Genomic DNA, 25,900 nt, shown 5'->3' on the forward strand with positions numbered 1-25,900 from the left:
GTCAAACATTGTCCAGAGCATCGTGATTCTTCACTCTTTCGAGTGATGTGTCGGTTGTAGGACCATTACAAGTCCGGTTTTGGAAACACGCACGCGGATGACAAGTCGGTCGGTCGGCCTGGACTGGCCGACCGCTATTAATGCACTGTGCATTGTCCTTGTCGCATTACTCCGGAGGTGCCGGTTGCGAAAGACTTTCTCATTATCGGCGGTCGCGGTCGTGCTGGCCGCCGCGGTCACGGGCCTCGCGCCCGCGGCACCGGCCGACGACTCGTTCTACGTGCCGCCCGCCCCGCTGCCCGCGGGCGCGCCCGGCGACGTCATCCGCTTCCGCGCGTCGCAGGCGGGCGCGCTCGGCTCGGCGGTGCGCGCGTGGCAGGTCATGTACCGGTCGACCGACGCCTCAGGGCAGCCGAACGCGGTGACCGGCACGGTGCTTGTGCCCACCTCGGTCGACCCCGCCACCGCGCCCGTGGTGGCGTTCGCCGTCGGCACGCACGGACCGGCGTTCCGCTGCGTGCCGTCGGAGATGGTGCGCATCGGTGCGCTCTACGAGCAGCCCGCCGTCAACGACCTGCTGCGCGCGGGCTACGCCGTGGCCGTCACCGACTACGAGGGCTACCGGCCCGACCCGCGCACCACCTACGTCACCGGCCGGTCCGAGGGCCACGCCGTGATCGACGTGGTGCGGGCCGCCCAACGGCTGCCGGACGCCCGGCTGTCGCGTGCCGCGAAGGTCGTGTTCCGCGGCTACTCGCAGGGCGGCGGCGCGGCGATGTGGGCGGGCCAGTTGCAACCGGGGTACGCGCCCGAGCTGAACCTGGTGGGCGTGGTCGGCGGCGGCGTGCCCGCGGACCTCGTGCAGGTCGCCCTGCCGCTGGACGGCCGCAAGGGCTTCGGCCTGCTCGCGTACTCGTTGATCGGGCTGGACCACGCCTACCCCGAGCTGGACCTGGAGAACTACCTCAACGACGCGGGCCGCGCGGAGTTCGCCCGGATGCAACGCGAGGCGTGCACGCTGGAGCTGCTGGTGGACTACCAGGGGCGCAGGCTGGCCGACTACACCACGTCCAGCCCGGTGCTCACGCCGCCGTGGCTCGCGCGCGTGGCGGAGAACAAGCTCGGCGGCACGGCGATCCGCGTGCCGGTGCACCTCTACCACGCCACCGGGGACGACCTGGTGGACTTCGCCCAGGCCAAGGCGTTGCGCGACGCGTACTGCCGGCTGGGCGCGCAGGTGGACTGGAGGACCTACGCCACCGACCACATCACCGCCGTGTACACGGGCAACGCGGCGGCGCAGGCGTTCACGGCGGACCGGATCGCGGGCCGCCCGGCGACGTCGAACTGCTGACGGCGTGCGACGACGAGGAGACCGCCGCGGTCGGGCGCGGCGGTCTCCGGTGGTGCCGGGGGCGTTACGCGGTCTTCGCGGTCAGGGTCAGGTCGATCGTGTTGCCCGGACCCGCGGCGAACCCGCTGACCAGGTCGTTGAGCGGACCGCAGCCGGTCAGCGCCGGGATCTCGTACGTGCCCGCCAGCTTGCCGCCCTTGAGCGGGTCGAAGCCCGCGGCCGAGGTCAGGGCGATGTCGGCGGGCGTGCCGGTGCGGCAGTTCGGGTCGTTGCTGATCGGGATGCCGAACGCGGTGACCGACGGCAGCTTGATGGTGACCTTCGAGCTCGACCTGACCGCGCCGGCGGTGAGCGTGCCCGTCGTCTTGCCCTCGGGCACGAACTCGATCTTCGACTCCACCGGCACGAACCCGAACAGGCTGAACTTGCCCGAGGTCGGCGGCAGCACCAGGTCGCCGGTGAACCTGCCGGTGGACAGCTCCAGGTCGGCGTTCAGGCTGCCGGGGCCGAGCGCCACCGCGCCGCCCAGCTTCTTGATCGTCGACGTGCCGTTGAGGCTGTAGGCGTACTTGATGCCGCCGGGCGGCTGGGTGGTCGTCGTGGTCGTGGGGACGGTCGTGGTCGTCGTTGTGGTGGTCGTTGTGGTGGTCGTGGTCGTCGTGGTCGGGCCGCCGCCGCCCGACACGTCGAACCGGATCAGCGTCGGGTCCTGGCCCGCGTCCAGCACGCAGTTGGACGTGAACGTGCCCAGGCCGGTGTCCGAGCCGTCGGCCTTCTTCGGGGTCAACGTCGTGCTGTAGTTGCCGACCGTCACGGTCGTCGTACCGGCCTTCGGGATCACCGCCGTCGGCACCGGACCGCTCGCGACCACGTCGAACGCGCCCTCGGCGGGCACCGGCGTCTTCGGCACGGTCAGGCCGGGGATCTTGATGTCGAGCTTGCCGCCGGCGTTGTCCAGCGTCACGCCCGCCTCGGCGGAGCCCTCCACCGTCGCCGCGCCGACCAGGGTCAGGCCCTGCGTCGCGGTCGGCGGCACGGTGACCGTGGCGGAGAAGTCCGTCGTCTTCAACTCGCCGCCGACGGTGGTGGGCGCGTCGATCGTGGCCCGGATGCGGGTCGACAGCACCTGGTTGCCGATCAGCGGGAACGGGCAGGTGAACGTCAGCGTCTTGTCGACCTGGACGGGCGCGGCCGAGCCGCTGCCGACGCCGGCGAGCAGACCGGCCACGACGAGCCCGGACGTCACGCCCGCGCCCAGTATTGTCTTCAACCTCACGGGTGTTCCTTCCTCGAAATCTGCCGGAAATATGCCGACTCGACGGAAGTTAATGAGGCGCGCGGACCGGCGGCAAGAGCACGGCGGAAAACCCGCGAAATCCGACAAATAATGCGCCGGACATTGTCTTCGGCGACTCTAGTCGCCTTCCTTGGCCTCGCCGCGGCGGCGCATGAACGCGAAGCCGGGGATGCCCAGGATCGCCTGCCGGACGTCGTCGGTGACCTCCAGCAGCTGGTGGATGTCGGGGCCGACGCGGTCCAGCGTGGCCAGGATCGGCAGCACGTCCTCGATCAGGTGCTTGGTCAGCACCGGCAATTGGTCGACCAACTGCACGGCGGCGTCGACCTCCTGCGGCGACAGGTCGTCCACGAACCGCTCCGCCAGCGGGTGGGCCTTCCGCGCGAGGGGCGCGTAGGTGTCCAGCAGCTCTCCGGACACGCGGGCGGTGCGGCCGACGTCGGTGGTGACGCCCTCGGCCGCCGCCGTGACCGCCTTGGCCCGCCCGACCAACGACTCCGTCTCGTCCAGCACCCGTTCGGTGCGGGAGACCAGCTCGTCGGCGCGGCGCACGACGGCCTCCGCCGCGCCCAACAGGTCCAGCACGCGCCCTGGCACGGACACGGCGGTCTCGACGGTCGTCCGGGCCAGGTCGAACAGGCCGCGCGGGGTCAGCTCCATGCCGTCCACTCTGCCGCACGCGGCCGTGCCCGGCGCGGCTAGGCCAGCGCGAGTTCGACGCCGGTCTCCACGTGGATGCGGGTGGAGTCGACCAGCGGCACGGTGCAGTCGGACTGGTCGACCAGCAGCGTGATCTCGGTGCAGCCCAGGATCACCGCCTCCGCGCCCCGCTCGACCAGCCGGGCCATCACGTCCCGGTACGCGGCGCGGGAGGCCGGCTCGACCCGGTTGCGGGTCAGCTCCTGGTAGATCACGTCGTGCACGAGCGTGCGGTCCGGCTCGTCCGGCACGACCAGCTCGATGCCGTGCTCGCGCATCCGGTCGCGGTAGAAGTCCTGCTCCATGGTGAAGCGGGTGCCCAGGAGGCCGACCTTGCGGTGGTCGGTCAGCCTGCGGGCGGTGGCGTCCACGATGTGCACGAACGGCACCTTGATGGCGTCGGTGATCGCGTCGGCGACCTTGTGCATGGTGTTGGTGCACAACAGCACCAGCTCCGCGCCCGCGCCTTCGAGCTTGCGCGCGGCCTCGGCCAGCAGCTCGCCGGAGCGCTCCCACTGGCCGGTGCGCTGGAGCTCCTCGATCTCGGCGAAGTCGACGGTCAGCAGCAGGCTGGGCGCGCAGTGGTGACCGCCGAGCCGGCGGCGCGTCTCCTCGTTGAGCAGCCGGTAGTACTCGGCGGACGATTCCCAGCTCATCCCGCCGATCAACCCGATGGTTCGCATGACGACGATTGTGTCGCTTGGTCGGCGGTGGGCAACCGCCTTTGGCGTTGTCGCTGGTGAGAGGCTTGTGGCCTGCGGTACGTTGCCTTGATTGCGCAGTTGAGCTACTCCTCGGGGATCTCGGACGTGCCGCTGTCGGGCGACACGATCGGCGCGCACCTCGACCGCCCGGTGGCCGCCCACGGCGACCGGGAGGCGCTGGTCGACCGGCCCACCGGACGCCGATGGACCTACCGCGAGCTGGCCGCCGAGGTCGACTCGGTGGCCCCCGGCCTGCTGGCGTCCGGCGTCGAGTTGGGCGACCGCGTCGGCATCTGTTCGCCCAACCGCGCCGAGTGGGTCATCGTCCAGTACGCGACCGCCCACATCGGCGCGATCCTGGTCGACATCAATTCCGCGTACCGGGTGCACGAGCTGGAGTACGTGCTCAACCAAGCGGGCGTGCGCACGCTCCTGGCCGCCGCGTCGTTCAAGGCCTCCGACTACACCGGGATGATCGCCGAGGCCCGACCCCGCTGTCCCGCACTGCGCCAGGTCGTGCTGTTCGACAGTCCGGAGTGGACGGACCTGCACGCCCCCGTCCCACCGGAGTGGCCGCGGCTGTCCGCGGACGACCCGATCAACATCCAGTACACGTCGGGCACCACCGGGTTCCAGTCCACCCCCCGCGCAACCACCCACTGCCCAACCACCCTTGGCCCAACCACCCTCAGCCCCCGCCCCAACCCCTGGGGCCCCAACCCTGTGGCCCCACCACCCAGCCCTACCGCCGGATCCACTCCCAGACCCGACCCCCTCCCCGGCCCAACCTCCGGCCGGGCCCGGCCCTCTGGCCTCTAACCCGGTCCAACCCCCGCCCCCCGTCGCGCCCTGCGCCCGGGCCCACCCCTCGGACTTACCTCGCGGCTCAGCCCCGGCCCACCACACCGGTGCCACCACACCGGGCCGCCCCGGCTCGACCCCGCCGTCACCACCCCGCGGCCATCACCAACCCCCTGGCCGTCACCGCGCCCGGCGTCACCGCGCCCAGGTATCGACACCCCTCTCGGCCGCCGCCGTCACGCGGTGCGTGCCTCCTCCGCGAACTGGGTCCGGTACAGCTCCTCGTAGCGCCCGCCTGCGGCGAGTAGTTCGGTGTGGGTGCCGCGTTCCACCACCCGGCCGCCCTCCACCACGAGGATCAGGTCAGCCGCCCGGATGGTCGACAGCCGGTGTGCGATCACCACGGCGGTCCGCCCCTGCAACGCCTCGCCCAGCGCGGCCTGCACGGCGGCCTCCGAAGTGGAGTCCAGGTGCGCGGTCGCCTCGTCCAGGATGACCACGCGCGGCTTCGCCAGCAGCAGCCGGGCGATGGTCAACCGCTGCCGCTCACCGCCGGACAACCGGTAGCCCCGCTCACCGACCACGGTGTCCAACCCGTCCGGCAGCGACGCCACCAGGTCGGCCAGCCTCGCCCGCCGCAGCACCTCCCACAGCTCCTCGTCCGTCGCCTCGGGCTGGGCGAGCAGCAGGTTCGACCGGATCGACTCGTGGAACAGGTGACCGTCCTGCGTCGCCATGCCCAGCACCTCGCGGACCGAGTCGGCCGTCAAGTCGCGGACGTCCACGCCGGACAGCCGCACCGCACCCGAGTCCACGTCGTACAGCCGGGGCAGCAGCGAGGCGATCGTGGACTTCCCCGCACCCGACGAGCCGACCAACGCCACCACCTGGCCCGGTTCGGCCCGGAATGACACGTCGTGCAACACCTCCACTCCGCCGCGGTTGTCGAGCACCGCGACCTCTTCCAGTGACGCCAGGGACACCTTGTCCGCCGCCGGGTAGGCGAACCGGACGTTCTCGAACTCCACCGACACCGGACCGTCCGGCACCGACCGCGCGCCCGGCTTCTCGGTGATCAACGGCTTCAGGTCGAGCACCTCGAAGACCCGCTCGAAGCTCACCAGCGCGCTCATCACCTCGACCCGTGCGCTGGCCAGCGCCGTGAGCGGCGCGTACAGCCTGGTCAGCAGCAACGCCAGCGCCACCACCGACCCCGGGTCCAACTCGCCGCGCAGCGCGTAGAACCCGCCCAACCCGTACACCACGGCCAGCGCCAGCGCCGAAACCAGCGTCAACGCGGTCAGGAACACGGTCTGCACCATGGCCGTGCGCACCCCGATGTCCCGCACCCGCCGTGCCCGCGTGGCGAACTCCGCGGACTCGTGCGCCGGCCTGCCGAACAGCTTCACCAGCGTCGCGCCCGGCGCGGAGAACCGCTCGGTCATCTGCGTGCTCATCGTGGCGTTGTGGTTGGCCGCCTCACGTTCCAGCCGCGCCAGCCGCGTCCCCATCCGCCGCGCCGGCACCACGAACACCGGCAACAGCACCAGCGCGAGCAGCGTGATCTGCCACGACAGGCTGATCATCACCGCCAGCGTCAACGCGAGCGTGACCAGGTTGCCGACCACGCTGGACAGGGTGTCGCTGAACGCCCGCTGCGCGCCGATGACGTCGTTGTTGAGCCTGCTGACCAGCGCACCGGTGCGGGTGCGCGTGAAGAACGCGATCGGCATCCGCTGCACGTGGTCGAACACCGTGGTCCGCAGGTCGAGGATCAGATCCTCGCCGATGCTCGCCGACAGCCACCGCGTGACCAGGCCCAACCCCGCCTCGACGATCGCGATACCCGCGATCACCGCCGCGAGCGCGAGCACCACCTGGTAGGCCGAGCCGTTGACGATGGCGTCCACGATCCGACCCGCGAGGACCGGCGTCACCACCGCCAGCACCGCCACGACCACGCTGAGGGCGAGGTACTGGGCCAACCTCACCCGGTGCGGACGCGCGAACGTCCAGATCCGGCGGAACGTGGCAACGGAGAACGGCCGCTTGTCGTCCTGCGCGTTGGTCACGTGGTACAGCGACATCCAGGCGGTGGTCTCCATGTCCATGCCCGGAACGTAAGACCTGGACTCAGCTGGAGGTCAAGCTCCGCCCGCGGTAGTCCTGCAGCGACACCGTGCTCGCGAGCTTCTGCAGGTCGCCGAACAACCTCGCCCCGCCGGGGAGGTGCGGCACGACCCGCAGCGAGAAGTCGCGCATGCGGATGAACATCCGTGACTTCGGCATGAGGCTGTCGACCCCTCCCAGCGCGAACTTCTGGCATCTCCTCACGTATTCGCGCATCACCTCCTCGTACCGTCTGAACGCCGTGGTGTGGTCCGGCGCGGTGGCCAGCTCGCCCGCGAGGACGTACGCGCCGACCAGCGCCATGCTCGTGCCGTTGCCCGCCATCGGCGACGCGCAGAAGGCCGCGTCGCCGAGCAGCGCCACCCGACCGTCCGACCAGCTGTCCATCCGGATCTGGCTGAGCCGGTCGAAGTAGAAGTCGGGTGCCTGGCTGAGGTCGCCCAGCAGCCGGGGCACCTCCCAGCCGTCGTCCGCGAACGTGGTGGCGACCACGTTTCGCTGCCACGCCGTGTCGCGCCGGTCGTGCTCCAGCGGGGGAGAGGCGAACACGAACATCGCGTTGGCCTCGCCGCCCGGCAGCGGGTAGAGGCCCGCGGTGCGGCCGGGCACGGTGTGCATCAGCTGCCACCCGTCGAGGTCGTCCCGTTGGGTCGTGCCGAAGACGCAGATGTAGGCGCCGAGGTCGTGCGCGAACCGCGATTCGGGGCCGAACACCAGCGACCGGACTCCGGAGTGCAGCCCGTCCGCGCCGATGACGAGGTCGAACGTGCGCGGCGCGGCGCGTTCGAAGGTCGCCCGAACGCCGGTGTCGGTCTGGGTGAGCGAGGTGATCCTGTCGCCGAAGGCGTACTCGACGCCGCTGTCGGTGGCCTCGTGCAGGATGCGGACCAGGTCGCCCCGCAGGATCTCCAGCTCGGCGATCACGCCGCCCGAGTCGCCCAGCGCGTCGGACGCCATGGTGGACGTGCGCTTGCCGGCGGCGTTCACGAACGCCATGCCCCGCGCGCCCGTGTGCGCGGCGCGGACCTGGTCGAGGACGCCCATCCGCCGGGCGACCTCGCGGGCCGTGCCGCGCAGGTCGATCGCTTGGCCACCCGCCCGGGGCGCGGGGGCCCGTTCGACGACGGTCGGGGCGAATCCGTAATGGCGCAGCCAGTAGGCCAGGGCCGGGCCGGCCACACCGGCGCCGGAGATCAGTACGCTGTTCATGCGTACACCGTACCGAAGTGCACTGCGTGGTCAAGTCACCTGATCGTGCACTAGTGCACTAGACTCCAGTGCACTACATTCGAGGAGGCGGGCATGAACGACGCGGTCTACCAGCGGATAGCGCGCGAGATCCGCGAATGGATCGAGTCGGGTCGACTGCAGCCCGGTGATCGGGTGCCGTCGACGCGCGAGATCACCGTGCGGTGGAACGTCGCGATGGCCACGGCGACCAAGGTGCTCGTCACCTTGCGCTCCGAGGGCTTCGTGCGCCCCGTGGCGGGGGTGGGCACGGTCGTGTCGTCGGAAGGTGGCGAAGCTGCGCGGCCGCGCGCGCAGGAGGCCGACCTGACCGGCGAGCGGCTGGTCCTCGCGGCCGTGCGCCTCGCGGACGCGGAAGGACTGGACGGCGTGTCGATGCGGCGGCTGGCGTCTCAACTGGGCGTGGCGACCATGTCGCTGTACCGACACGTGGAGAACAAGGACGAGCTGGTCCTCCGGATGATCGACCACGTGCTGAGGAAGGAGGAGTTGCCCGACCCGCCGCCTGAGACCTGGCGGGAGCGGCTGGAGGTGTGCGCGAGGTTGCAGTGGAAGTTGTTCCAGGAACACGCGTGGCTGGCGCCGGCCATGTCGATGACCAGGCCGCAACTGCTCCCCAGCGCGGTCGCGTACACCGAATGGGTCCTGAACGCGCTCGACGGGAAGGGGCTGAACCTGGAGGAGATGATGCACGCCGCGGTGACGGTGTTCGGCTTCGTGCGAGGTGTCGCGGTGAACATCGAGCCCGAGGCCGACCAGCGGCGGGACACCGGGATGACCGGGGACGAGTGGATGACCCAGCAGGCGCCGGCCCTGCTGGACATCGTCTCCACCGGGAACTTCCCGATGTTCAGCCGGGTGATCAACTCCGAGCTGGACTTGGAGCTGGACACGCTCTTCGAATTCGGTCTCGCTCGAATGCTCGACGGGATCGGGGAATGGATCAGTGGTCGCTCGACGTTGACGGAAACGAGGACTGGTATGTGAGCACTTGGGGAGGCACGCGGTGGCGCTGGACCCGGAGGATCTGTTCGAGGTCGACTCCGATGTCCCGGACCTGACCGGAGCGGTGCTGTTGCACCACTTCGACGGCTTCATGGACGCCGGTGCGGCGGGAACGGCGCTCGTCGCCCACCTGCTGGAAGTGCACGAACACCGGGTGGTCGCCCGGTTCGACATCGACGACCTGATCGACTACCGCGCCCGGCGGCCGACGATGACCTACGCGACCGACCGGTGGGAGTCCTACGACGCCCCGGAGCTGGTCGTCCACCTGATGCACGACGCGGTGGGCACGCCGTTCCTGCTGATGACCGGCCCCGAGCCGGACCGTCGGTGGGAGGCGGTGGTCGCGGCGGTGCGGTCGTTGATCGAGCGGTGGGGAGTCCGCCTCGCGGTCAGCTTCCACGGCATCCCGATGGGCGTGCCGCACACCCGGAAGCTGTCGGTGATCTCGCACGCGACCAGGCCCGAGCTGGTCGTGGAAGGCTCGCCGTTCAACCGGGTGCAGGTGCCGGGCAACCTGTCGGCGCTGCTGGAGCTGCGGCTCGGCGAAGCCGGCCACGACGCCATGGGCTTCGCGGCGTACGTCCCGCACTACCTCGCGCAGGGCACCTACCCGGCGGCCGCGTTGAGCCTGCTGCAGGCGCTGACGAAGTCGACGGGCCTGGTCATCCAGGCCGCCGCGCTGAACGAGGCGGCCCGGCGGACCGACGCCGAGATCACCCGCCAGGTGTCGGAGTCGGCGGAGGTCGCGCAGGTCGTCGAGGCGCTGGAGCGGCAGTACGACGCGTTCACCGAGGCGTCGGACAACCTGCTCATCAGCGACGACCAACCGCTGCCCAGCGCGGACGAGCTGGGCGCGGAGTTCGAGCGCTTCCTGGCCGAACAACAACGCGACCACTGACCGCTGCCACCGACCAGGTCGGCTGAACCCGTCACCGACCAGGTCGGCGACGGTCGGCGGCGTGGGCTCGTGGATGATGTTCGACGTGTCCACCACCCCGCCTCCGACGTCACTGGCCGAGGTACGCGAGCGCATCGACGCGATCGACTCGGACCTGGTGCGCCTCTTGGCGCAGCGGCAAAGCCTGGTCCGGGCCGCCGCGTCGTTCAAAGCCGACGACCAAGCCGTCCGCGCCCCGGACCGCGTCGCCCAAGTGATCGCCTCGGTCCGGGACCGAGCCGTGTCCAGCGGCCTCGACCCGGCCGTCGCGGAGGCGGTGTGGCGCGCCATGATCGCCGCGTTCATCGAGGTCGAGCTCGCCGAGCACAAGCACGCCAACCCCAAGGCCTGACGCGCTCCCAGTCCCGAACCACAGCGCACCGGCCGTCGACGGCCGGCGCCTAGGTCGTGTCCGATAAGCCGGTGACCAGGTCTTTTGGTAGTTCTTGGGCGTGGTGGGTCGTGGTGCGCTGACGGATCGGGCGTGGGCTGCGATCGAGCCGCTGTTACCGGAGTCGGAGCGTGGTCGGGGGGTGGCGGAACCCGCCCGATCGCTACGTTCCGTGGAAGACCGCGCACCAGCGGTTGAGGTTGTCGACTGCGGAGACGGCACCTGGCAGCGCATCCTCGATCGGCGAGCTGGAGTGGATCATCAGCGTCGACTCCGGTGTCGTGCGGGCCCGCCAGCACGCCGCCGGTGCCCGGAGAAGGGGGATGCGCAGCCAAGGCCAAGGCCGAGGCGCGCGTCGTTGACGGGGAACGGCTCGGGCGGTGTCTCGAGGCGGACTGAGCACCAAGATGCGCCTGGCGGTCGACGGACGCGGTCTGCCGATGTGCATCCTGATCACTTCTGGCCAGGCGGGGGACAACCCGCGACTGCTGCCTGCTGCTAACGGCAGCCGCGTCGCACGCCACGGCCCCGGCCACCCTCGCGCCATGTTCACCGGTCCCGAACGCAAGGACCACCGGCCTTCGACGAGCAGCGCTACTTGCGGCGCAGCGTGGTCGAGCGCTGCTTCGACCGGCTCGAGCAGTTCCGTGTCCTGGCCACCCGCTACGCCGAACGAGCCCATCGCCGCCGGCACCGGCCGGCGCCTGACCGACCACTGGCCCGCCGTCCAGCCGGTGATCGGTGGCCAACCCGTCGGTCGGCCTCGGGACAAGCGCTCAACGGGCCGGCTCTTCGTGGCTGGTGGGCCCGGCTTGGCCGTGGGCTGGGGGCCGTGGGCATGGGCTGACGGGTCTGCGGTGCAACGGGCGTGTGGGTTGAGGGTGCCGGGGTGGGCGAAGGTGGGCTGCCCGGGCCTGTTGGTGTTCGGGGCCACCGTTGGGTTGGCCGGGCGGAGGTGTTGGTCAGGGTGTCAGAGGTAGAGGTCGGCGAGTTGGCGGTAGGAGTCGAGCATCGCGGTGCGGTCGTAGGTGCTGGTGGTGACCAGGACTTCGTCGGCGGCGGTTCGGGTGAGGAGGTGGTCCAGGGCTTTGGTGACTTCTGACGGTGTGCCGAAGATGTGGCCTTGCAATGACTGCTCGAACAAGGTGCGTTCTCGGGGCGTCATCGGTTGGGCGAGGATGTCGTTCGGGGCGCTCAGGGGTGGGAACTCCCCGCGGGTGCGCGAGTAGGCCATGGACCAGGCTTCCGGTACGAGCAGTCGCCAGGCGTCCTCCGTGGTGTCCGCCACGGCGACGGTCGAGGAGAGCACCACGTACGGGTCCGCGGCCCAGGTCGAGGGGCGGAACTCGGCGCGGTAGGTGGTGATGGCGTCGATCATGGCGTCCTCTCCCCGGAACGCGCCGATGACCAGCGGTAGGCCGTGCGCGGCGGCGACGCGGGCTCCCGCGCCGGTGGCCAGGACGAACGGGGACACGCGCAGGCCGTCGGCCGGGTAGCCGCGCACCGCTTGGTCGCCGGTGAAGTAGCCCAGCAGCTCGGTCAACCTCGGGCTGAACTCGGCGGCGTCCTCCTTGTCGTGCCCCAACGCCTTGCGGACGGCCTCGATGAAGCCGACCGAGCGGCCCAGGCCCATGTCCATCCGGCCCGGGAACAACGACTCCAGCACGCCGAACTGCTCGGCCACGACCAACGGCTGGTGGTTGGGCAGCATCACGCCACCCGTGCCGACCCTGATCCGGGACGTCGCCGCGGCGACGGCGGCGGCCAGCACGGTCGGCGCGGAACCGGCGACGCCCGGCACGCCGTGGTGCTCGGAAACCCAGAAGCGGTGGTAGCCGAGCTGTTCCACCTGCCGCGCGAACGCGACCGTGTCACGCAGCGCCTCGGCGTGGCTGTGCCCCACCCGCACCCGCGACCGGTCCAGCACGGAAAGCCTCACACGTGGTGTCAACGGTCCCGGCCGGTCCCGCATTCCGCCGACCGGTCGCGGCCGCCGGGGAGAGGGGTCGGGCCGGTTGCGGCTGTCAGCCCCGAATCGGCTGGTCCGGCTGGTGATCGCGAGAACCGAGGGGAACCGGCCACGACCGCCCGGTGCAGGAGGGCTGGGCTGGTGGCAGCCGCTGCGGCGAAATCTGGGTGCGACTGCGAGGCGAGGGCTCGGGTCGGGGAGCGACTGCGAGGGTAAGGGCGAGCAGGCTGCTGCGGCGAGGCGGAGGCTGGGTCGCTGCTGCCGCGAGGGTTGGGTCGCTAGCTGCTGCGACATCAAGGGGCGAGCGGGCTGCTGCGGCGGTAGGAGGCGCGGGGTGCTGGTGCTGCGGTGGCAGGAGCGGGGGTGTTGGTGCAGGGGGATAGCAGGCGGGGCGCTGCTGCTGCGGCGAGGGCGGTGGGTCGGGGCTGGCCGGGTGCGGGGTTACGCGGGCTGAGGTCGGCAGGGGTGGGCCCGGTTGGGTGTGACCGGTGAGGCGATCCGGTCGCGGTTGGTTCGGCCGCGAGGGTGAGGGCTCGGCGGGCTGTTGGTGGGAAGGGGGCGAAATGGGCCGGCCACGACCGCTGGAGCGGCGGTCGTGGCCGGTGGGGGTCAGGGGTGGTTGGTCAGGTGACGGTCCACTTCTGGTTGGCGGAGCCGAAGCAGGTCCACAGTTGGAGCCTGGTGCCGTTGGCGGAGCTGTTGTTCTGGGCGTCCAGGCACTTGTTGGCCTGGATGTTGACGATGTCGTTCGCGCCGCTGACCGCCCACCGCTGCGCACCCGTGCCGTTGCAGTCCCACAACTGGACCAGCGTGCCGTCCGCCGTGCCGCCCGACGCGGCGTCCAGGCACTTGCCCAGGGCGCGGATCGTGCCGTCGCCCGGGCGGGACCACTGCTGGGCCGCGGTGCCGTTGCAGTCCCACAGTTGCACCGGCGTGCCGTTGGCGGGGTTCGCGCCGGCGACGTCCACGCACTTGCCGCCGATGCCGGTGATCCGGCCACCGGTCGGCTGGTTGCCGTCCAGCGTCGACACCCGCACGTAGTCGATCACGAACTGCTGCGGGAACGTGGTGGTGGCGTCCGGGTAGCCCGGCCACTCGCCGCCGACCGCCAGGTTCAGGATGATGAAGAACGGCTTGTTGAACACCCACTGGTTGCCGCCCACGTCAGCGGGCGTGCGGCGCTGGTAGACGTTGCCGTCCACGGACCAGGCGATGCCCGTCGGCGACCACTCGATGGCGAAGGTGTGGAAGCCGTCGGCGAAGTTCGGCCCGTTGAACGGCATGCCGATGCCGCCCGCGCCCGAGTAACCGGGACCGTGGATGGTGCCGTACACGGTGTCCAGGTCGTGGCCCAGGAACTCCATGATGTCGATCTCGCCGCTGCCCGGCCACGGGTTGCCCGAGTTGATGTCCTGCCCGAGCATCCAGAACGCGGGCCAGATGCCCTTGCCGCGCGGCATCTTCATCCGCGCCTCGACCTTGCCGTAGGTCGTGGTGAACTTGCCCGCGGTGTTGATCCGGGCCGAGGTGTACTGGCAGCGGCCGTACCAGCAGTTGTAGTTGCCCGGGTTCTCCTTGCGGGCGGTGATGACGAGGTTGCCCGCGCCGTCCATGGCGGCGTTGCTCGCCGACGTCGTGTAGTACTGGTGCTCGCGGTTGTTGCCGTTGTTGTCGCCGACCTCCGTGTTCCACTTGGAGGCGTCGGGCCGCGTGCCCGCCGGGCCGTTGAACTCCTCGGCGAACGTCACCGCCATGGTGCCCACGTCGGCGGCGGCGTCCACGGCCGGTGCGGCCTGCGCGGCCGGCACGGCGAACCCGCTCAGGGCGAGCACGACCGCGCTCACCACCACTCGTGTCCTCATCGACACTCCTCTCACTCTGGCGGCGGCAGGCCAGAACTTACTGCATCACCTTTAATCAAGTCCCGATGAAAGTAGTGAGGCTTTACTGTCGGGTCATGCCGGGACACCCACCGGCCCGACGAGGAGGTCGACACCCGATGGCCATGCTGCGCAGCTACGTGTCAGGTCGCTGGCACGTCCCGTCCGTCGAAGGAACGCCGCTGCACGACGCGGTGACCGGCGAGGAGATCGCCCGGATCTCGTCGCACGGCATCGACATGGCGGCGGCGCTGGACCACGGCAGGCGCGTCGGCGGGCCGGCGCTGCGGGAGCTGACGTTCCACCAGCGCGCGGCCCTGCTCAAGGCCCTCGCCTCGCACCTGCGGGAACACCGCGACGAGCTGTACGCCCTGTCCGCCCGCTCGGGCGCCACCAGGACCGACTCGCTGATCGACGTCGACGGCGGCATCGGCGTGCTGTTCGGCTACGCGAGCAAGGCCAAGCGGGAGCTGCCCAACGACAAGGTCCACCTCGACGGCCCCGTCGAGCCGCTGAGCAAGGGCGGCACGTTCGTCGGCCGGCACGTCGCGACCCCGTTGCGCGGGGTGGCGGTGCAGATCAACGCCTTCAACTTCCCGATGTGGGGACCGCTGGAGAAGTTCGCCCCCGCGTTCATCGCGGGCGTGCCGTCGCTGGTCAAGCCCGCCTCACAGACCGCCTACATCACCGAGAAGCTGGTCGAGCTGATGCTCGCCTCGGGCCTGTTGCCGGAGGGTTCGCTGCAACTGGTCACCGGCGGCGCGGGCGACCTGCTCGACCACCTCACCGCCCAGGACCTGGTCGGCTTCACCGGCTCCGCGTCCACCGCGCAGGTGCTGCGCACCCACCCGACCGTGGTGCGCAACAGCGTCCGCTTCAACGCCGAGGCCGACTCGCTGAACTGCTCGATCCTCGGCCCGGACGCGGTCGAGGGCACGCCCGAGTTCGACCTGTTCGTCAAGCAGCTCGTCAGCGAGATGACGGTCAAGGCGGGCCAGAAGTGCACCGCGATCCGGCGCGCCCTGGTACCCGCGTCCCTCCTGGACGCCGTCGCCGACGCCGCCACCGCGCGCCTGGCGAAGGTCGTGATCGGCAACCCGGCCAACGAGAGCGTGCGGATGGGCGCGCTGGCCGGGCTGGAGCAGCGCGAGGAGGTCCGCCGGTCGCTCAAGGCGCTGCTGGAGGTGGGCGACGTCGTCTACGGCTCGCCGGACCGCGTGGACGTGGTGGACGCCGACGCCGAGCGCGGCGCGTTCCTGTCGCCGGTGCTGCTCAAGGCCGACCCCGACCACGCCCAGCCGCACGAGGTGGAGGCGTTCGGGCCGGTGTCGACGCTCATGGCCTATCGCGACGCCGAGCACGCGGTCGAGCTGGCCGCGCGCGGCGCGGGCAGCCTGGTCGGCTCGGTCGTCACGCACGACGCCGACTTCGCCCGTGACGTCGTGCTGGGCGTGGCCCCGTGGCACGGCCGGATCCTCGTCCTGGACCGCGACGACGCCAAGGAGTCCACCGGCCACGGCTCGCCGCTGCCGATGCTGGTGCACGGCGGGCCGGGCCGCGCGGGCGGTGGCGAGGAGATGGGCGGCATCCGGGGTGTGCTGCACCACATGCAGCGGACCGCCGTGCAGGCGAGCCCGCGGGTGCTGACCGCCGTCACGGGCCAGTGGGTGCCGGGCGCGCCGCGCACCGAGGCGGACGTGCACCCGTTCCGCAAGTCGTTGCGGGAGCTGCGGATCGGCGACTCGGTCGTGGCGGGGCCGCGGGTGGTGACGTTGGCCGACATCGAGCACTTCGCCGAGTTCACCGGCGACACGTTCTACGCGCACATGGACGAGGAAGCCGCGGCGGCCAACCCGTTCTTCGGCGGCCGGGTCGCGCACGGCTACCTGGTGGTGTCGTTCGCGGCGGGCCTGTTCGTCTCGCCCGAGCCGGGGCCGGTGCTGGCCAACTACGGGCTGGAGAACCTGCGCTTCCTCACGCCCACGTTCCCCGGCGACGAGCTGACCGTGACGTTGACCGCGAAGCAGATCACACCGCGTGAGGACCAGGACTACGGCGAGGTCCGCTGGGACGCCGACGTGGTCAACCAGAAGGGCGAGTCGGTGGCCAAGTACGACGTGCTCACGCTGGTCGCCAAGCAGTAGCCGGTTCCACCAGGTGGACGCGCGCCGATCGGGTGACCCGGGCGGGAACAACCGGCGCGCTCCACCGGGTTGGCGGAGGGGAGGATCGTCAACGAGTTCGAGGAGCACCTGAGGTGTCTGAGACCTTTTCGCTGGGCGGGGACCTGACCGTCAACCGCCTGGGCTACGGCGCGATGCGGCTCACCGGTGAGGGCATCTGGGGGTACCCGGCCGACCGCGACAACGCGATCGCCGTGCTGCGGCGGGTGGTGGAGCTGGGTGTCAACTTCATCGACACCGCGGACTCCTACGGCCCGCACATCAACGAGGAGCTGATCCGGCAGGCGCTGCACCCCTACGCCGACGACCTGGTCATCGCGACCAAGGGCGGCCTGCTGCGCACCGGTCCCGACGAGTGGCCGGTCCTGGGCAAGCCCGCCTACCTGCGGCAGGCCGTGGAGACGAGCCTGCGCCGGCTCGGCGTCGAGCGCATCGACCTCTACCAGCTGCACCGCGTCGACCCGGACTACCCCCTGGAGGACCAGGTCGGCGAGCTGCACAAGCTGCAGGAGGAGGGCAAGATCCGGCACATCGGGCTGTCCGAGGTGGACGTGGACCAGGTCAAGGCCGCCCAGGCGGTCGCGCCGATCGTCAGCGTGCAGAACCTGTACAACCTGGCCAACCGCGGTCACGAGGCCGTGCTGGAGTACGCGACCGAGCAGGGCATCACGTTCATCCCGTGGTTCCCGGTGGCGACCGGCGAGCTGGCCCGCCCGGGCGGCGTGCTCGACGCGGCGGCCAAGGAGCACGGCGCCACGCCCGCGCAGTTGGCGCTGGCGTGGCTGCTGCGCAAGTCGCCGGTCGTGCTGCCCATCCCCGGCACGTCCTCCATCGCGCACCTGGAGGAGAACGTGGCGGCGGCGCGGATCGAGCTGACCGACGAGGAGTTCGAGAAGCTGTCCGCGCTGGCCTGAACTCCGGGCGGAGCCTGAACGCCGGTCCCTACGCCGGGTCGAACGCCTGCCGCCCGACCCGGCGTTCGACCCGGCGGCGCAGGTCGTCGGCCAGGTCGGCGCCGGCGGCCAGCAGGTCCGGCAGCAGGTCCGGCTCCAGCGTGAGGGCGCGGAACGCGAGCGCGATCGTCACGTCGTGGTCGGGCCGGTGCTCGATCGTGATCTCGTCACCCGCCGTGATCGAGCCGGGCTCCAGGACGCGGAAGTACGTGCCGGGAAGCCCGCGCTGGGTGAACGTCTTCACCCACGCGCGCTCCTCCATCACCCCGGCGAACGTCCGGCACGGCACGCGCGGGTTGGTCGCCTGGAGCAGCACGCCGCCGACGCGCCACCGCTCGCCGATGCGCGCGCCGCACACGTCCACGCCGACCGTGGTCAGGTTCTCGCCGAACAGGCCCGGCGGCAGGTCGCGGCCCAGCTCCGCCGACCACTCGTCCAGGTCTTCCCGCGCGTAGGCGTAAACGGCCTGGTCGTCGCCGCCGTGGTGGCGCGTGTCGGAGATGTGGTCGCCGACGAGGCCGCTGCCGCCCGTGCCACGGGGGCCGGGAGCGCGGACGTCCACGGGGCCGCGCACCGGGCGCTTGCCGATGCCGGTGTGGCCGATGTCGGCCTGGTCGAACTCGACGCGGGAGCCGACGTTGACGGAGAGCACGTGGGGCATGCCCCGACGGTAGCCGAGTCACTTTCGGGGTTCGCACTCCTTATCGGGCGCGGGTGGGGGAGGATGGCGTTGTTCACCGTCCGCGGGGGGAGTCATGCGCAGGTCCGTCGTCGCGTTGGTGCTGGCCGGGGTCGCGCTGGCGGGCTGCGCGCAGCGGTCACCCCTGCCCGAGCCGACCCTCGGCCCGGTGGTGGAGGACAGCGCCACGCTGATCACGGGTTTGGCCGCCCGCGCCGACGAGCAGCGCTCCGTGCGGTTCCAGGCCGAGACGAGCATGACCGGGCTGCGCGTGACGCTCGACGGCGGCCTGCTGCGCGCCCGCGAGGGCAGGCTGGTGTCCTTGCGGCAGGACGCGTCCACCGACGTCGTCGTGCTCGCCGACGCCGGCTACTCGCGCACCGGCGGCGGCACGTGGACCAGGCTCGACCTGGCCGATCGCGCGCCCGTGCGGGCCGACACCACGGTCGCCGGTCTGGCCGACGAGGTCGACCCCGCGTCGGTGGTGGAGTCGCTGGCGGGCAGCCTGCTGGTGGAGAAGGGCGACGAGCGGCTCGACGGCGTGCCGACGCGCCGCTACACGCTGCTGGTCGACCTGCGGGCGCAGGCCGAGCGGACGCCCGACAGCTCGCGCCGCGCCCAACTGCTGGCCGCCTACGAGTCCGGGTTCACCGCGTCCGCGACGGTGTGGGTGGGGCCGGGCGACCTGCCGGTGCGGGTGGAGCAGGTGCTGAAGACGTTGGAGGACAACGTGTTCCAGCGCACCCTGCACCGCTTCGCCGACTGGAACGCCGACATCCGGGTGACCGCGCCCACGTCTTAACCGGCGCGCTTGGCCCGCTCGATGTCCGTGGTCAGGGCCGGTCGGCCGTCGACCTCGCTGTCCGGGTTCGGCGCGATGCCGCCGGCCGCGACCCGGTCCAGGGTGGCGAGCCCGGCGGGCGTGACGCGGCCGAAGACGGTGTAGTTGGGCCGCAGCACGGAATCCGACGTGACCAGGAAGAACTGGCTGCCGTTGGTGTCGGGGCCCGCGTTGGCCATGGCGAGCGTGCCGCGCGGGTAGACGCGGCGCTGACCCGTGGGGTCGTTCGGCGCCGGAGCGAGGTCGGTCGGCAGCTCGTCGGCGTACCGGTAGCCGGGCCCGCCCTCACCCGTGCCGGACGGGTCGCCGCACTGGAGCACCTTCAACGTCGGGTACGCGGTCAGCCGGTGGCACGTCGTGTCGTCGTAGAACTTCTTGCGCACCAGGTGCAGGAAGCTCTGCACGGTGCACGGGGCCTGCGCGCGGTCCAGCACGAGCGGCACGGGGCCCTGGTTGGTCTTCAGCAGCACCTCGGGGTGGCCCCGATCGGGCGTGTGCCGGGGGTCGGGCGGCAGCGGCACGGGCCGGGCCGCCGGCTCGTCCGGCGTCACGGTGTACGCGCACGGCCCGCGGGTCGTGTCGGGTGCGCCGGGGGACGCCTGCGCCACCCCGCCGCCGAGAACCGCCATCAGCGCCACTGCCACCAGGATCCTCACCGCACCAGGTCTAACGGACCCACCGGCGTCGTGCTAGGGCCGGTCGGCGGGTCCGAGCGAGGCGGCGAACGCGCTCAGCGACTCGCGGTCAGGCTGCGCGGTCTTCGTGATCAGGCTCGCCACGTGCTTCTCCACCGTGCGCGGGGAGATGTGCAGCCGGGTCGCGATCGCCTTGTTGCCCAGCCGACCCGCCAGCAGCCGGAACACCTCGAACTCGCGCACGGTCACGCCCAGCGCCCGCAGCTCGCGCGGCACCTGGTCGGACCCGGTCCGCCGCTGCGGCACCGACGCGCCCACCTGCCGCAACAGCCCACGGCACGCGCTGGCCACGGCGGCCTGACCGGCCTGGTGGAAGTACTCCTCCGCGCCGCGCAACCACGCCACCGGCTCGCCCCACCCGTCGGCCACCGCCGCCTCGGCCACCAGCCGCAGCCCCAGGTGCCGGGCCAGCGGGTGGATCGCCGCCGCCTCGCGCGCCGCCCGCACCGCCTGTGCCGCTTCCGCGTCCCGACCCAGCCTGCCCAGCAGCACGGCCAGCGCGAACTGCGCGAACACCCGGTTCCAGCGCATCCGGGCCGCCGCCGACCGCGTCACCGCGCGGTAGCCGTCCAGGTCCAGCGCGCCCGACACCGCGTCCAGCAGCAGGAGCAGGCCGTGCCGGCCGGACAGGTGGTACACCGTCGGCGTCTCCGCCTCGTACGCGATGGCCCGCGCCAGGTCCTGCCCGGCCAGCGCGCGGTCCTCCTCCAGCAGCGCGCAGAACGCCCGCGCCAACCCGAAGCACAGCGGCCGCTCCTGCGAGCCGACCCCGCCGACCTGGTCGAACGCCTCGATCGCGGCGTCCATCTCGGCCCGCCTGCCCTGGTGCGCGGCGGCGGTCGCCTGCGCCATCAACCCGTACAGGGTCAGGTTCCGCAGCTGGAGCCGCCGGGTGTCGGCGACGACCCGAGGCAGCATCTCGGCCGCGGCCGCGTACTGACCGCGCAGCACGGCGTCCAGCCCGAGGATCGAGTCCACGTTGTACGCCACGGTGACCGCGCCGATCAGCAACGCCTCCTCGCGCGCCTCGGCCAGCTGCGCCGCGTTGCCCTCGGCCAGCCAGGCCAGCCCCGCCTGCCGGATCACCGCGTAAGCCCGCTGGATGGGCAGCCCGTGCTCCTCGGCCAACGCCCGCGCCCGGGTGAAGCACTCGGTGGCCTCGTCGAGGTCGCGGTCGCGGGCCAGCACGCCCAGCAGTTGCCACGTCTCGCAGCCCACCTCGGGCAGCGGCACCCGCTTCGCCGCGTCGGCCGCGCGCCGGGCCAGGAACTCGGCCGACTCGATGCGGTCGGGCACCTCCAGGTTCAACGTCAGGAACGCGGCCACCGCGTCGAGCCGCGCGGTGTGCTCGTCGGTCGCGTCCGCGCCCAGCAGAGCCCGTGCGGTGTCCACGTGCGCCATGCCCTCGGTCCAGCGGCCCGCGGTGTTGGCCACCTGCGCGAGCTTGGTGTGCAGCTCGGCGCGGCGGACCCGGCCCAGCCCGGCCGCGCTCAGCTCGGTCACCGCGTCGACCAGCGCGAACGCCCGCTCGAACTGGCCCGCCTCGGCCAACGCGGGCAGCAGCGAGTCGAGCACGTCGGCGCGGACCGCCACGTCGACCTCGCTGGCCAGCAACCGGTGCGCGTGGTCGAGCAGCCGCACCGCCGACCCGGCCGCGCCGTCGGCCAGCGCCCGCCGTCCAGCCTCGGCCAGCAACGCGCCCGCCTCGGCGGTCTGCCCGGCGTCCAGCCGCAGCGACGCCACCAGCGCGCACCACTCGCCGGACAGGTCCGGGTGCAACTCCTGCACGGCGTCCGCGGTCCGCCGCGCCAGCTCCGCCCGGTGCGGCGGCGGGATCTGCGCCAGCAGCGCCTCGGCGGTCAGCGGATGCCGGAACGCGTACCAGTCGGGCACCGGCTCGTCCGGCGTCACGAGCTGCGCGGCCACGCCCGCGTGCAGGTGCGACAGCAGGGCCCGGTCGTCCATGCCGGTCACGCGCCGCAGCACCGGCAGCGGGAACCGGTGCCCCAGCACGGCGGCCACCGACAGCACCTCGCGGCCCTGCGGCCCCAGCCGGTCGGTGCGGTGCGCGATCGACCGCACCAGCGCCGACGGCACGTCGATGCGCAGCTCGCCGAGCACCTGCCAGCCGGCCGGGCCGCGCACGAGCAGGCCGCCGTTCACCAGGCCGTGCACCATCTCCTCGACCACGAACGGGTTGCCCGCGCTGTCGGCCCACAGCCGGCGCACGACCTCGGCGGGCACCTCGTGGTCCTCAGCCTCCAGGCACAGCCCCACCATCCGGCGCACCTGGCGCTCGTCCAACCGGCCCAGCTCCAGCAGCACGCCCGCCTGCCGTTGCGCGGCCGAACGGATCACGTCCAGCGTGGGGCCGGGGTCGGTGCGGGTGGTCACCAGCAGCGCGGCGGGCGCCTGGTCGAGGTTGTCCACCAGGTAGTCCACGACCGCCAGCGTCTCGGCGTCCGCGTCGTGCAGGTCCTCCAGCACCACCAGGCTCGGCTGGGTCCGGCCGACCAGGGCGAGCAGCCGGAGCACGGCCTCGGCGAGCACCAGCACGGAGTGCGCGGGCCGCTGGTCCTCGGGGCCGCCCGCCTCCGGGCTCCACTCGGGCACCAGCCTGCCCAGCGCCGGCTGGTAAGGGCCCAGCTCACGCAGGTTGAGGCCGCCACCGGCGCGCAGCAGGGACATCAGGGCCTCGGCCAGCGGCCGGAACGGCACGATCGGCCCGATCGTGCTGCCGCGGCCCCGCAGCACCCGCATGCCGCGGTCGAAGGCGGCGCCGGCGGCGAAGCGCGCCAACCGGGTCTTGCCGATGCCCGGCTCGCCGACGAGGAACACGGCTCGGCCGCGATGCGCGCCCGCGTCGGCCAGCACGCGGTCGAGCACGCGGAGTTCTTCGTCGCGGCCGACCACGACCGGCGCGCGGGTGTGCATGCGCCGACCTTAGTCAAGCCTCAGCGCCGCACGCCAAACTGCCCGCACCCCCAGTGTGGGCGGGCAGTCCGGTGGCGGTGCGGGTTCGCTACAGGGGCAGGCCGGGCGCGCTCACCGTGGTCATGGTGCCCTCGCTCACGGTGACCGCGGCGTACGCGCCGACGGCCAGGGTCAGGCCGGCCAGCGCGCGGGCGCGGGCTCCGGCCTTGGCCTTGCGGGACAGCGCCATCTCGCCGGCGGGGTGGTCGCCGTCCTGGTCCGCACTCCAGGTGGTGACCTCGTCGCGGTTGGCGTCGTTCATCGGGTGTTCTCCTCGAGGGGGTGGATGTCGTGCGTGGATCCGAGCAGGAGCACCGAGGGCACCTGCTCGGGGAAACCGAGGCGGAGCAAGCCGTAGCCGATGCCGGACAGCCCGGTGAGCAGGCCGGCCGACGGCACGCCACCGGGCGTGCCGCAGCGGGCCCCGTACTGGTCCAGCGCGCCGAGGACCAGCCCCGCGCGCCGGGTCTGCATGGCCGGGGCCAGGCCGTGCCCGCGTTGCGCGAGGACGGTCAGGGCCTCGATCACGCCCAGCTCACCGTGGCACAGGCTCAGGTCCCGCAAGGGTTCGTGCACCGCCAAGGCGTTCAAGCACCGGTCGACGTGCAGGGTGTGCGCGTCGACCGGCTGGTCGGGGTGGGCGCAGTGCGCGAGCACCGCGCCGGACAGCCCGGAGCACCAACTGTGGTCGGCTTCGGTCACGTCCAGCAGGCGTTGCCGCAACGCGTGGTCCGCCCGCAGGTTCGCCCGGCCGACCACACCGTAGCGGTCGTCGCCGACGGCCCGCGCGTAGCGCAGCAACGCCCAGCCGACGCCCGCCCGGCCGCGGGCGAAGCCGTCACCGCCGGGAACGGCCGCGACGAGCCGGTCGGCGTAGGCGCGGGCCAGCGCCGTTGCGGCCGGCAGACCGCTCTCCGCGCGCACCGCGAGCATCGAGGCGAGGCCGCCCGCCCAGCCTTCGACCACGTTGGCCGGTTCCTCGCCGATCGCCTCGACACCGGCCGCCACGTCGAGCGCGACCCGCAGCCAGCCGGTGATCTCGCGGTCGTCCAGCAGGGTCGCCAGCCGGGCCAACGCGTAGCAGATGCCGCCCAGCCCGTGGAACGCTCCGCTGCCCACGGCCGCGGCCAGCTCGCCGTCCTCGGCGAACGCGGCCAGCAGGCCGGGGATCGGCTCCAGCGCGTCCCGCGCGTACTCGGTGTACCGGGCGGCGCCGGTGAGCCTGCCCAGCTGCGCCAGGAACAACGCCACCCCGGTGTAGCCGTTGGACAGCCCCGCGCCCATCGGGGCCACCGCCCAGTGCCGGTCGTCCACCAGCTCCAGGCCGACCCAGTTGACCCGGCCCGCGGCGGTCGTGGCGTGCGCCAGCACCTCGTCGGCGATGCCGCACGCGGCCACCAGCAGCCGTTGCGGGTCGGGCACGCCCGCCTCCACCGGCGCGGCCACGCCCCGGCCCGTGCGGTGCTCCACCGGGCGCGGCCTGCTCGCCAGCCCGGCGCTGATCAGCCACTGCTGGTCGTGCTTGTCCACCTCGTCCAGCGCGGCGACCTTGGCCGTGACGGCGTCCAGCGCGCTCGCCGGCAGCAGGTCCGGCAGCCGCTGCCCGGTCGAGGTCCACACGTCGCGGCTGCCCGGCCGGGTGGTGAACAGCGGCACGTCGCCGGCCCACAGGTCCCGCACCTCGTGCGGCACCAGGGCGCGCGTCACCTCGTCGTCCACCGCGCCGTCCCACAGCAGGTCGAGGACGTCCTGGCGGGCCGACGCGCCGCGCAGCGCGTCCGGGTGCGTGGACTCGTCCAGCAGCGTCGCGTACAGCTGCGTCATCCGCGGCACGAACCGCACCGGCAGGTCGGCGAAGCGGGCCAGCAGCCCGTCCGGGCCGAGCAGCTCGGCGCGGTGGTCGCACAGCGCGTCGTAGCCGATCCCGAACCCGGCCAGCAGCGCGCCCTGGTAGTCGGCGGGCTCGGCCTCGCGGCCGTCCACGACGGGCCGGTTGTGCGCCGGGGCCAGCGGCGCGGGCCTGCGCACCAGCCGCATCCGGTCGGTGCCGGCGTGCAGCCAGGCCACGCCGTCGGCCGGCAGCCGGTCGCCGCCCAGGCCGCCGACGTCCAGCGCGCCGTGCTCACCCAGCAGCACGCGCGGCAGCACGGCGGTGCGGTGCACGGACCGCGACAACGCCCGCACCGCCGGATCGGTCGGCGTGCCGACCGTGGGGTGGAACAGCGTCTCGACGTCCACCAGCACCGGCTGGTCGCCCGCCGCGATCAGGTTCTCGTAGTGCATGTCGGTGCCGTCCACCGCGTACAGCAGCGCGAGCAGCGCGCCGAGCCGCTGGTAGAACCGGCCCACCTCGGTGACGTCCGCGCACGGGCGGTGCTCGACGAACTCCAGCCACCCGTGCCCCGGCCGGGCCAGCACGCGCGGCAGCCGCAGGTCCAGCCCGGTGTGGCCGTCGAACCAGTCGACCAGGTCGGCGAACGCCCGGTGCAGCCGCACGGGCCGCGGCTTGTAGACGACCCGGCGGCCGTCGGTGAACGTCAGCACGGCCACCGAGCGGCCACGCGCGTGAGGGTCGCCCCGGCCGGTCTCCACGTGCGCGAGCGCGCCGGGGTCGCGGCCGTCGAGCAGGGTCCGGACGATCTGCGCGCGGTCCGCGGCGAACCGGTCCAGCAGCTCGCGGTGCGCGTCGACCGCGTGCAGGCACGCCTGGCCGAGCAGCCGGGCCAGCACCGGGTAGCGGGCGAACAGCGCGGGCAGGTCCACGTGCCGGACGAAGTCGGTGAACCGCTCCTGCGGCGTGTCGCCGACGAGCCGGCCGCCGACCCGGTCGAGGTTGAGCTCCAGCACGAGGGTGCGCGCCGCGATCCGGGCCAGCCGCTTGCCCAGCGCGCGGGCGAAGTCGGCGTCCAGCCGGGGGTCCAGCGCCGTGGCGGCCCGCACCAGGGGGCGCAGCGCGAACGCGAACGCCTCGTCCCAGCTGCCGCCGGCGAAGTCTGCACGGGCCGCGGTCGTGGTGGCGCGTTCCACGAACGCGGCCCATGAGGGCCGTCCACGGGGGACGACCAGCTCGTGGGGGTTCCCGCGCACACCGCTGAGCCACCACGCTGCTGGCGGCCGGTCGACGGCGGAGGGGAACACGCCGCACAACGTGTCACGGG

Annotated in this window: 19 protein-coding genes and 1 pseudogene; 8 read left to right on the forward strand and 12 right to left on the reverse strand. The window is 72.4% G+C overall.

Features of this window, described 5'->3' with window-relative positions; genetic code table 11:
• The first annotated feature begins 184 nt into the window (after positions 1 to 184).
• The gene (locus LZG04_RS07885) at positions 185 to 1,354 is read left to right on the forward strand and encodes a lipase family protein (RefSeq protein WP_374202794.1); all 1,170 of its coding nucleotides are present in this window, start codon (positions 185 to 187) and stop codon (positions 1,352 to 1,354) included.
• 64 nt (positions 1,355 to 1,418) lie between these two features.
• On the opposite strand, the gene LZG04_RS07890 is transcribed toward LZG04_RS07885, so the two are convergent.
• The 3 genes from LZG04_RS07890 to LZG04_RS07900 form a co-directional block, all read right to left on the reverse strand.
• On the reverse strand, positions 1,419 to 2,630 hold the full coding sequence (locus tag LZG04_RS07890; RefSeq protein ID WP_233814749.1) for a DUF6801 domain-containing protein: 1,212 nt from the start codon (positions 2,628 to 2,630) through the stop codon (positions 1,419 to 1,421).
• Positions 2,631 to 2,768: 138 nt separating this feature from the next.
• Positions 2,769 to 3,311 (reverse strand): hypothetical protein, encoded by a 543-nt coding sequence (locus tag LZG04_RS07895; RefSeq protein ID WP_233814751.1) that lies wholly within the window; start codon positions 3,309 to 3,311, stop codon positions 2,769 to 2,771.
• 38 nt (positions 3,312 to 3,349) lie between these two features.
• Positions 3,350 to 4,033, reverse strand: coding sequence for an aspartate/glutamate racemase family protein (locus LZG04_RS07900; protein WP_233814753.1), 684 nt, complete (start codon positions 4,031 to 4,033; stop codon positions 3,350 to 3,352).
• 87 nt (positions 4,034 to 4,120) lie between these two features.
• Here LZG04_RS07900 and LZG04_RS07905 point away from each other — a divergent pair.
• Positions 4,121 to 4,714: pseudogene (locus LZG04_RS07905) on the forward strand (AMP-binding protein); the annotation flags it as partial.
• Positions 4,715 to 5,091: 377 nt separating this feature from the next.
• Here LZG04_RS07905 and LZG04_RS07910 read toward each other — a convergent pair.
• Together LZG04_RS07910 and LZG04_RS07915 are read right to left on the reverse strand one after the other, a co-directional pair.
• On the reverse strand, positions 5,092 to 6,942 hold the full coding sequence (locus tag LZG04_RS07910; protein WP_233815162.1) for an ABC transporter ATP-binding protein: 1,851 nt from the start codon (positions 6,940 to 6,942) through the stop codon (positions 5,092 to 5,094).
• Positions 6,943 to 6,988: 46 nt separating this feature from the next.
• Positions 6,989 to 8,194, reverse strand: coding sequence for an FAD-dependent monooxygenase (locus LZG04_RS07915; RefSeq protein ID WP_233814755.1), 1,206 nt, complete (start codon positions 8,192 to 8,194; stop codon positions 6,989 to 6,991).
• Positions 8,195 to 8,287: 93 nt separating this feature from the next.
• On the opposite strand from LZG04_RS07915, the gene LZG04_RS07920 reads away from it, so the two are divergent.
• The 3 genes from LZG04_RS07920 to LZG04_RS07930 all read left to right on the forward strand — a co-directional run bounded on the left by LZG04_RS07920 (position 8,288) and on the right by LZG04_RS07930 (position 10,530).
• Positions 8,288 to 9,220: a TetR/AcrR family transcriptional regulator C-terminal domain-containing protein gene (locus LZG04_RS07920; RefSeq protein WP_233814757.1), complete on the forward strand. Its 933-nt coding sequence runs from the start codon at positions 8,288 to 8,290 to the stop codon at positions 9,218 to 9,220.
• Positions 9,221 to 9,239: 19 nt separating this feature from the next.
• A complete protein-coding gene (locus LZG04_RS07925; protein WP_233815164.1) occupies positions 9,240 to 10,139 on the forward strand; it encodes a proteasome assembly chaperone family protein in 900 nt (299 codons plus the stop codon).
• Positions 10,140 to 10,200: 61 nt separating this feature from the next.
• The gene (locus LZG04_RS07930; RefSeq protein WP_233814759.1) at positions 10,201 to 10,530 is read left to right on the forward strand and encodes a chorismate mutase; all 330 of its coding nucleotides are present in this window, start codon (positions 10,201 to 10,203) and stop codon (positions 10,528 to 10,530) included.
• Between the two features lie 1,009 nt (positions 10,531 to 11,539).
• Here the strand turns inward: LZG04_RS07930 and LZG04_RS07935 are convergent.
• The gene (locus tag LZG04_RS07935; protein WP_233814760.1) at positions 11,540 to 12,541 is read right to left on the reverse strand and encodes an LLM class flavin-dependent oxidoreductase; all 1,002 of its coding nucleotides are present in this window, start codon (positions 12,539 to 12,541) and stop codon (positions 11,540 to 11,542) included.
• Between the two features lie 620 nt (positions 12,542 to 13,161).
• Positions 13,162 to 14,400, reverse strand: a complete 1,239-nt coding sequence (locus tag LZG04_RS07940) for a glycoside hydrolase family 16 protein (RefSeq protein ID WP_233814762.1) — start codon at positions 14,398 to 14,400, stop codon at positions 13,162 to 13,164.
• A 137-nt stretch (positions 14,401 to 14,537) separates the two neighbouring features.
• Between LZG04_RS07940 and paaZ the strand changes: the two genes are divergently transcribed.
• Together paaZ and LZG04_RS07950 are read left to right on the forward strand one after the other, a co-directional pair.
• Positions 14,538 to 16,562 carry a phenylacetic acid degradation bifunctional protein PaaZ gene (gene paaZ, locus LZG04_RS07945; protein ID WP_233814765.1) on the forward strand — a complete coding sequence of 675 codons (2,025 nt, stop codon included), beginning with the start codon at positions 14,538 to 14,540 and terminating at the stop codon, positions 16,560 to 16,562.
• Between the two features lie 113 nt (positions 16,563 to 16,675).
• Complete coding sequence (locus LZG04_RS07950) at positions 16,676 to 17,515, forward strand: aldo/keto reductase (RefSeq protein ID WP_233814767.1); 840 nt, start codon at positions 16,676 to 16,678, stop codon at positions 17,513 to 17,515.
• Between the two features lie 28 nt (positions 17,516 to 17,543).
• Here the strand turns inward: LZG04_RS07950 and LZG04_RS07955 are convergent, their stop codons facing one another.
• Complete coding sequence (locus LZG04_RS07955) at positions 17,544 to 18,215, reverse strand: MOSC domain-containing protein (RefSeq protein WP_233814769.1); 672 nt, start codon at positions 18,213 to 18,215, stop codon at positions 17,544 to 17,546.
• Between the two features lie 94 nt (positions 18,216 to 18,309).
• Here LZG04_RS07955 and LZG04_RS07960 point away from each other — a divergent pair, with 94 nt between their 5' ends.
• The gene (locus tag LZG04_RS07960; RefSeq protein WP_233814771.1) at positions 18,310 to 19,035 is read left to right on the forward strand and encodes a hypothetical protein; all 726 of its coding nucleotides are present in this window, start codon (positions 18,310 to 18,312) and stop codon (positions 19,033 to 19,035) included.
• Here LZG04_RS07960 and LZG04_RS07965 read toward each other — a convergent pair.
• The 4 genes from LZG04_RS07965 to LZG04_RS07980 form a co-directional block, all read right to left on the reverse strand.
• Entirely contained in the window at positions 19,032 to 19,703 is a 672-nt protein-coding gene (locus LZG04_RS07965; protein WP_233815166.1) for a peptidylprolyl isomerase, read from the reverse strand. The two genes, LZG04_RS07960 and LZG04_RS07965, sit on opposite strands and share 4 nt — an antisense overlap.
• Positions 19,704 to 19,763: 60 nt before the next feature.
• Positions 19,764 to 22,703: a helix-turn-helix transcriptional regulator gene (locus tag LZG04_RS07970; RefSeq protein ID WP_233814774.1), complete on the reverse strand. Its 2,940-nt coding sequence runs from the start codon at positions 22,701 to 22,703 to the stop codon at positions 19,764 to 19,766.
• Between the two features lie 88 nt (positions 22,704 to 22,791).
• The gene (locus LZG04_RS07975; protein ID WP_233814776.1) at positions 22,792 to 23,004 is read right to left on the reverse strand and encodes a hypothetical protein; all 213 of its coding nucleotides are present in this window, start codon (positions 23,002 to 23,004) and stop codon (positions 22,792 to 22,794) included.
• Positions 23,001 to 25,880: a type 2 lanthipeptide synthetase LanM family protein gene (locus LZG04_RS07980; protein WP_233814778.1), complete on the reverse strand. Its 2,880-nt coding sequence runs from the start codon at positions 25,878 to 25,880 to the stop codon at positions 23,001 to 23,003. The genes LZG04_RS07975 and LZG04_RS07980 overlap by 4 nt, the downstream gene beginning before the upstream one ends.
• Between the last annotated feature and the right edge of the window lie 20 nt (positions 25,881 to 25,900).

It is taken from the genome of Saccharothrix sp. S26 (assembly GCF_021390395.1).
Taxonomy (GTDB): Bacteria; Actinomycetota; Actinomycetes; order Mycobacteriales; family Pseudonocardiaceae; genus Actinosynnema.

What these genes read in the sequence shown, in the direction of transcription:
- LZG04_RS07920 (WP_233814757.1), top strand. Translation starts at nt 8,288, where the DNA reads ATGAACGACGCGGTCTACCAGCGGATAGCGCGCGAGATCCGCGAATGG.
- LZG04_RS07900 (WP_233814753.1), bottom strand. Translation starts at nt 4,033, where the DNA reads ATGCGAACCATCGGGTTGATCGGCGGGATGAGCTGGGAATCGTCCGCC.
- LZG04_RS07910 (WP_233815162.1), bottom strand. Translation starts at nt 6,942, where the DNA reads ATGTCGCTGTACCACGTGACCAACGCGCAGGACGACAAGCGGCCGTTC.
- LZG04_RS07940 (WP_233814762.1), bottom strand. Translation starts at nt 14,400, where the DNA reads ATGAGGACACGAGTGGTGGTGAGCGCGGTCGTGCTCGCCCTGAGCGGG.
- LZG04_RS07965 (WP_233815166.1), bottom strand. Translation starts at nt 19,703, where the DNA reads ATGGCGGTTCTCGGCGGCGGGGTGGCGCAGGCGTCCCCCGGCGCACCC.
- LZG04_RS07975 (WP_233814776.1), bottom strand. Translation starts at nt 23,004, where the DNA reads ATGAACGACGCCAACCGCGACGAGGTCACCACCTGGAGTGCGGACCAG.
- LZG04_RS07960 (WP_233814771.1), top strand. Translation starts at nt 18,310, where the DNA reads ATGCGCAGGTCCGTCGTCGCGTTGGTGCTGGCCGGGGTCGCGCTGGCG.
- LZG04_RS07915 (WP_233814755.1), bottom strand. Translation starts at nt 8,194, where the DNA reads ATGAACAGCGTACTGATCTCCGGCGCCGGTGTGGCCGGCCCGGCCCTG.
- paaZ (WP_233814765.1), top strand. Translation starts at nt 14,538, where the DNA reads ATGGCCATGCTGCGCAGCTACGTGTCAGGTCGCTGGCACGTCCCGTCC.
- LZG04_RS07895 (WP_233814751.1), bottom strand. Translation starts at nt 3,311, where the DNA reads ATGGAGCTGACCCCGCGCGGCCTGTTCGACCTGGCCCGGACGACCGTC.
- LZG04_RS07970 (WP_233814774.1), bottom strand. Translation starts at nt 22,703, where the DNA reads ATGCACACCCGCGCGCCGGTCGTGGTCGGCCGCGACGAAGAACTCCGC.
- LZG04_RS07935 (WP_233814760.1), bottom strand. Translation starts at nt 12,541, where the DNA reads ATGCGGGACCGGCCGGGACCGTTGACACCACGTGTGAGGCTTTCCGTG.
- LZG04_RS07955 (WP_233814769.1), bottom strand. Translation starts at nt 18,215, where the DNA reads ATGCCCCACGTGCTCTCCGTCAACGTCGGCTCCCGCGTCGAGTTCGAC.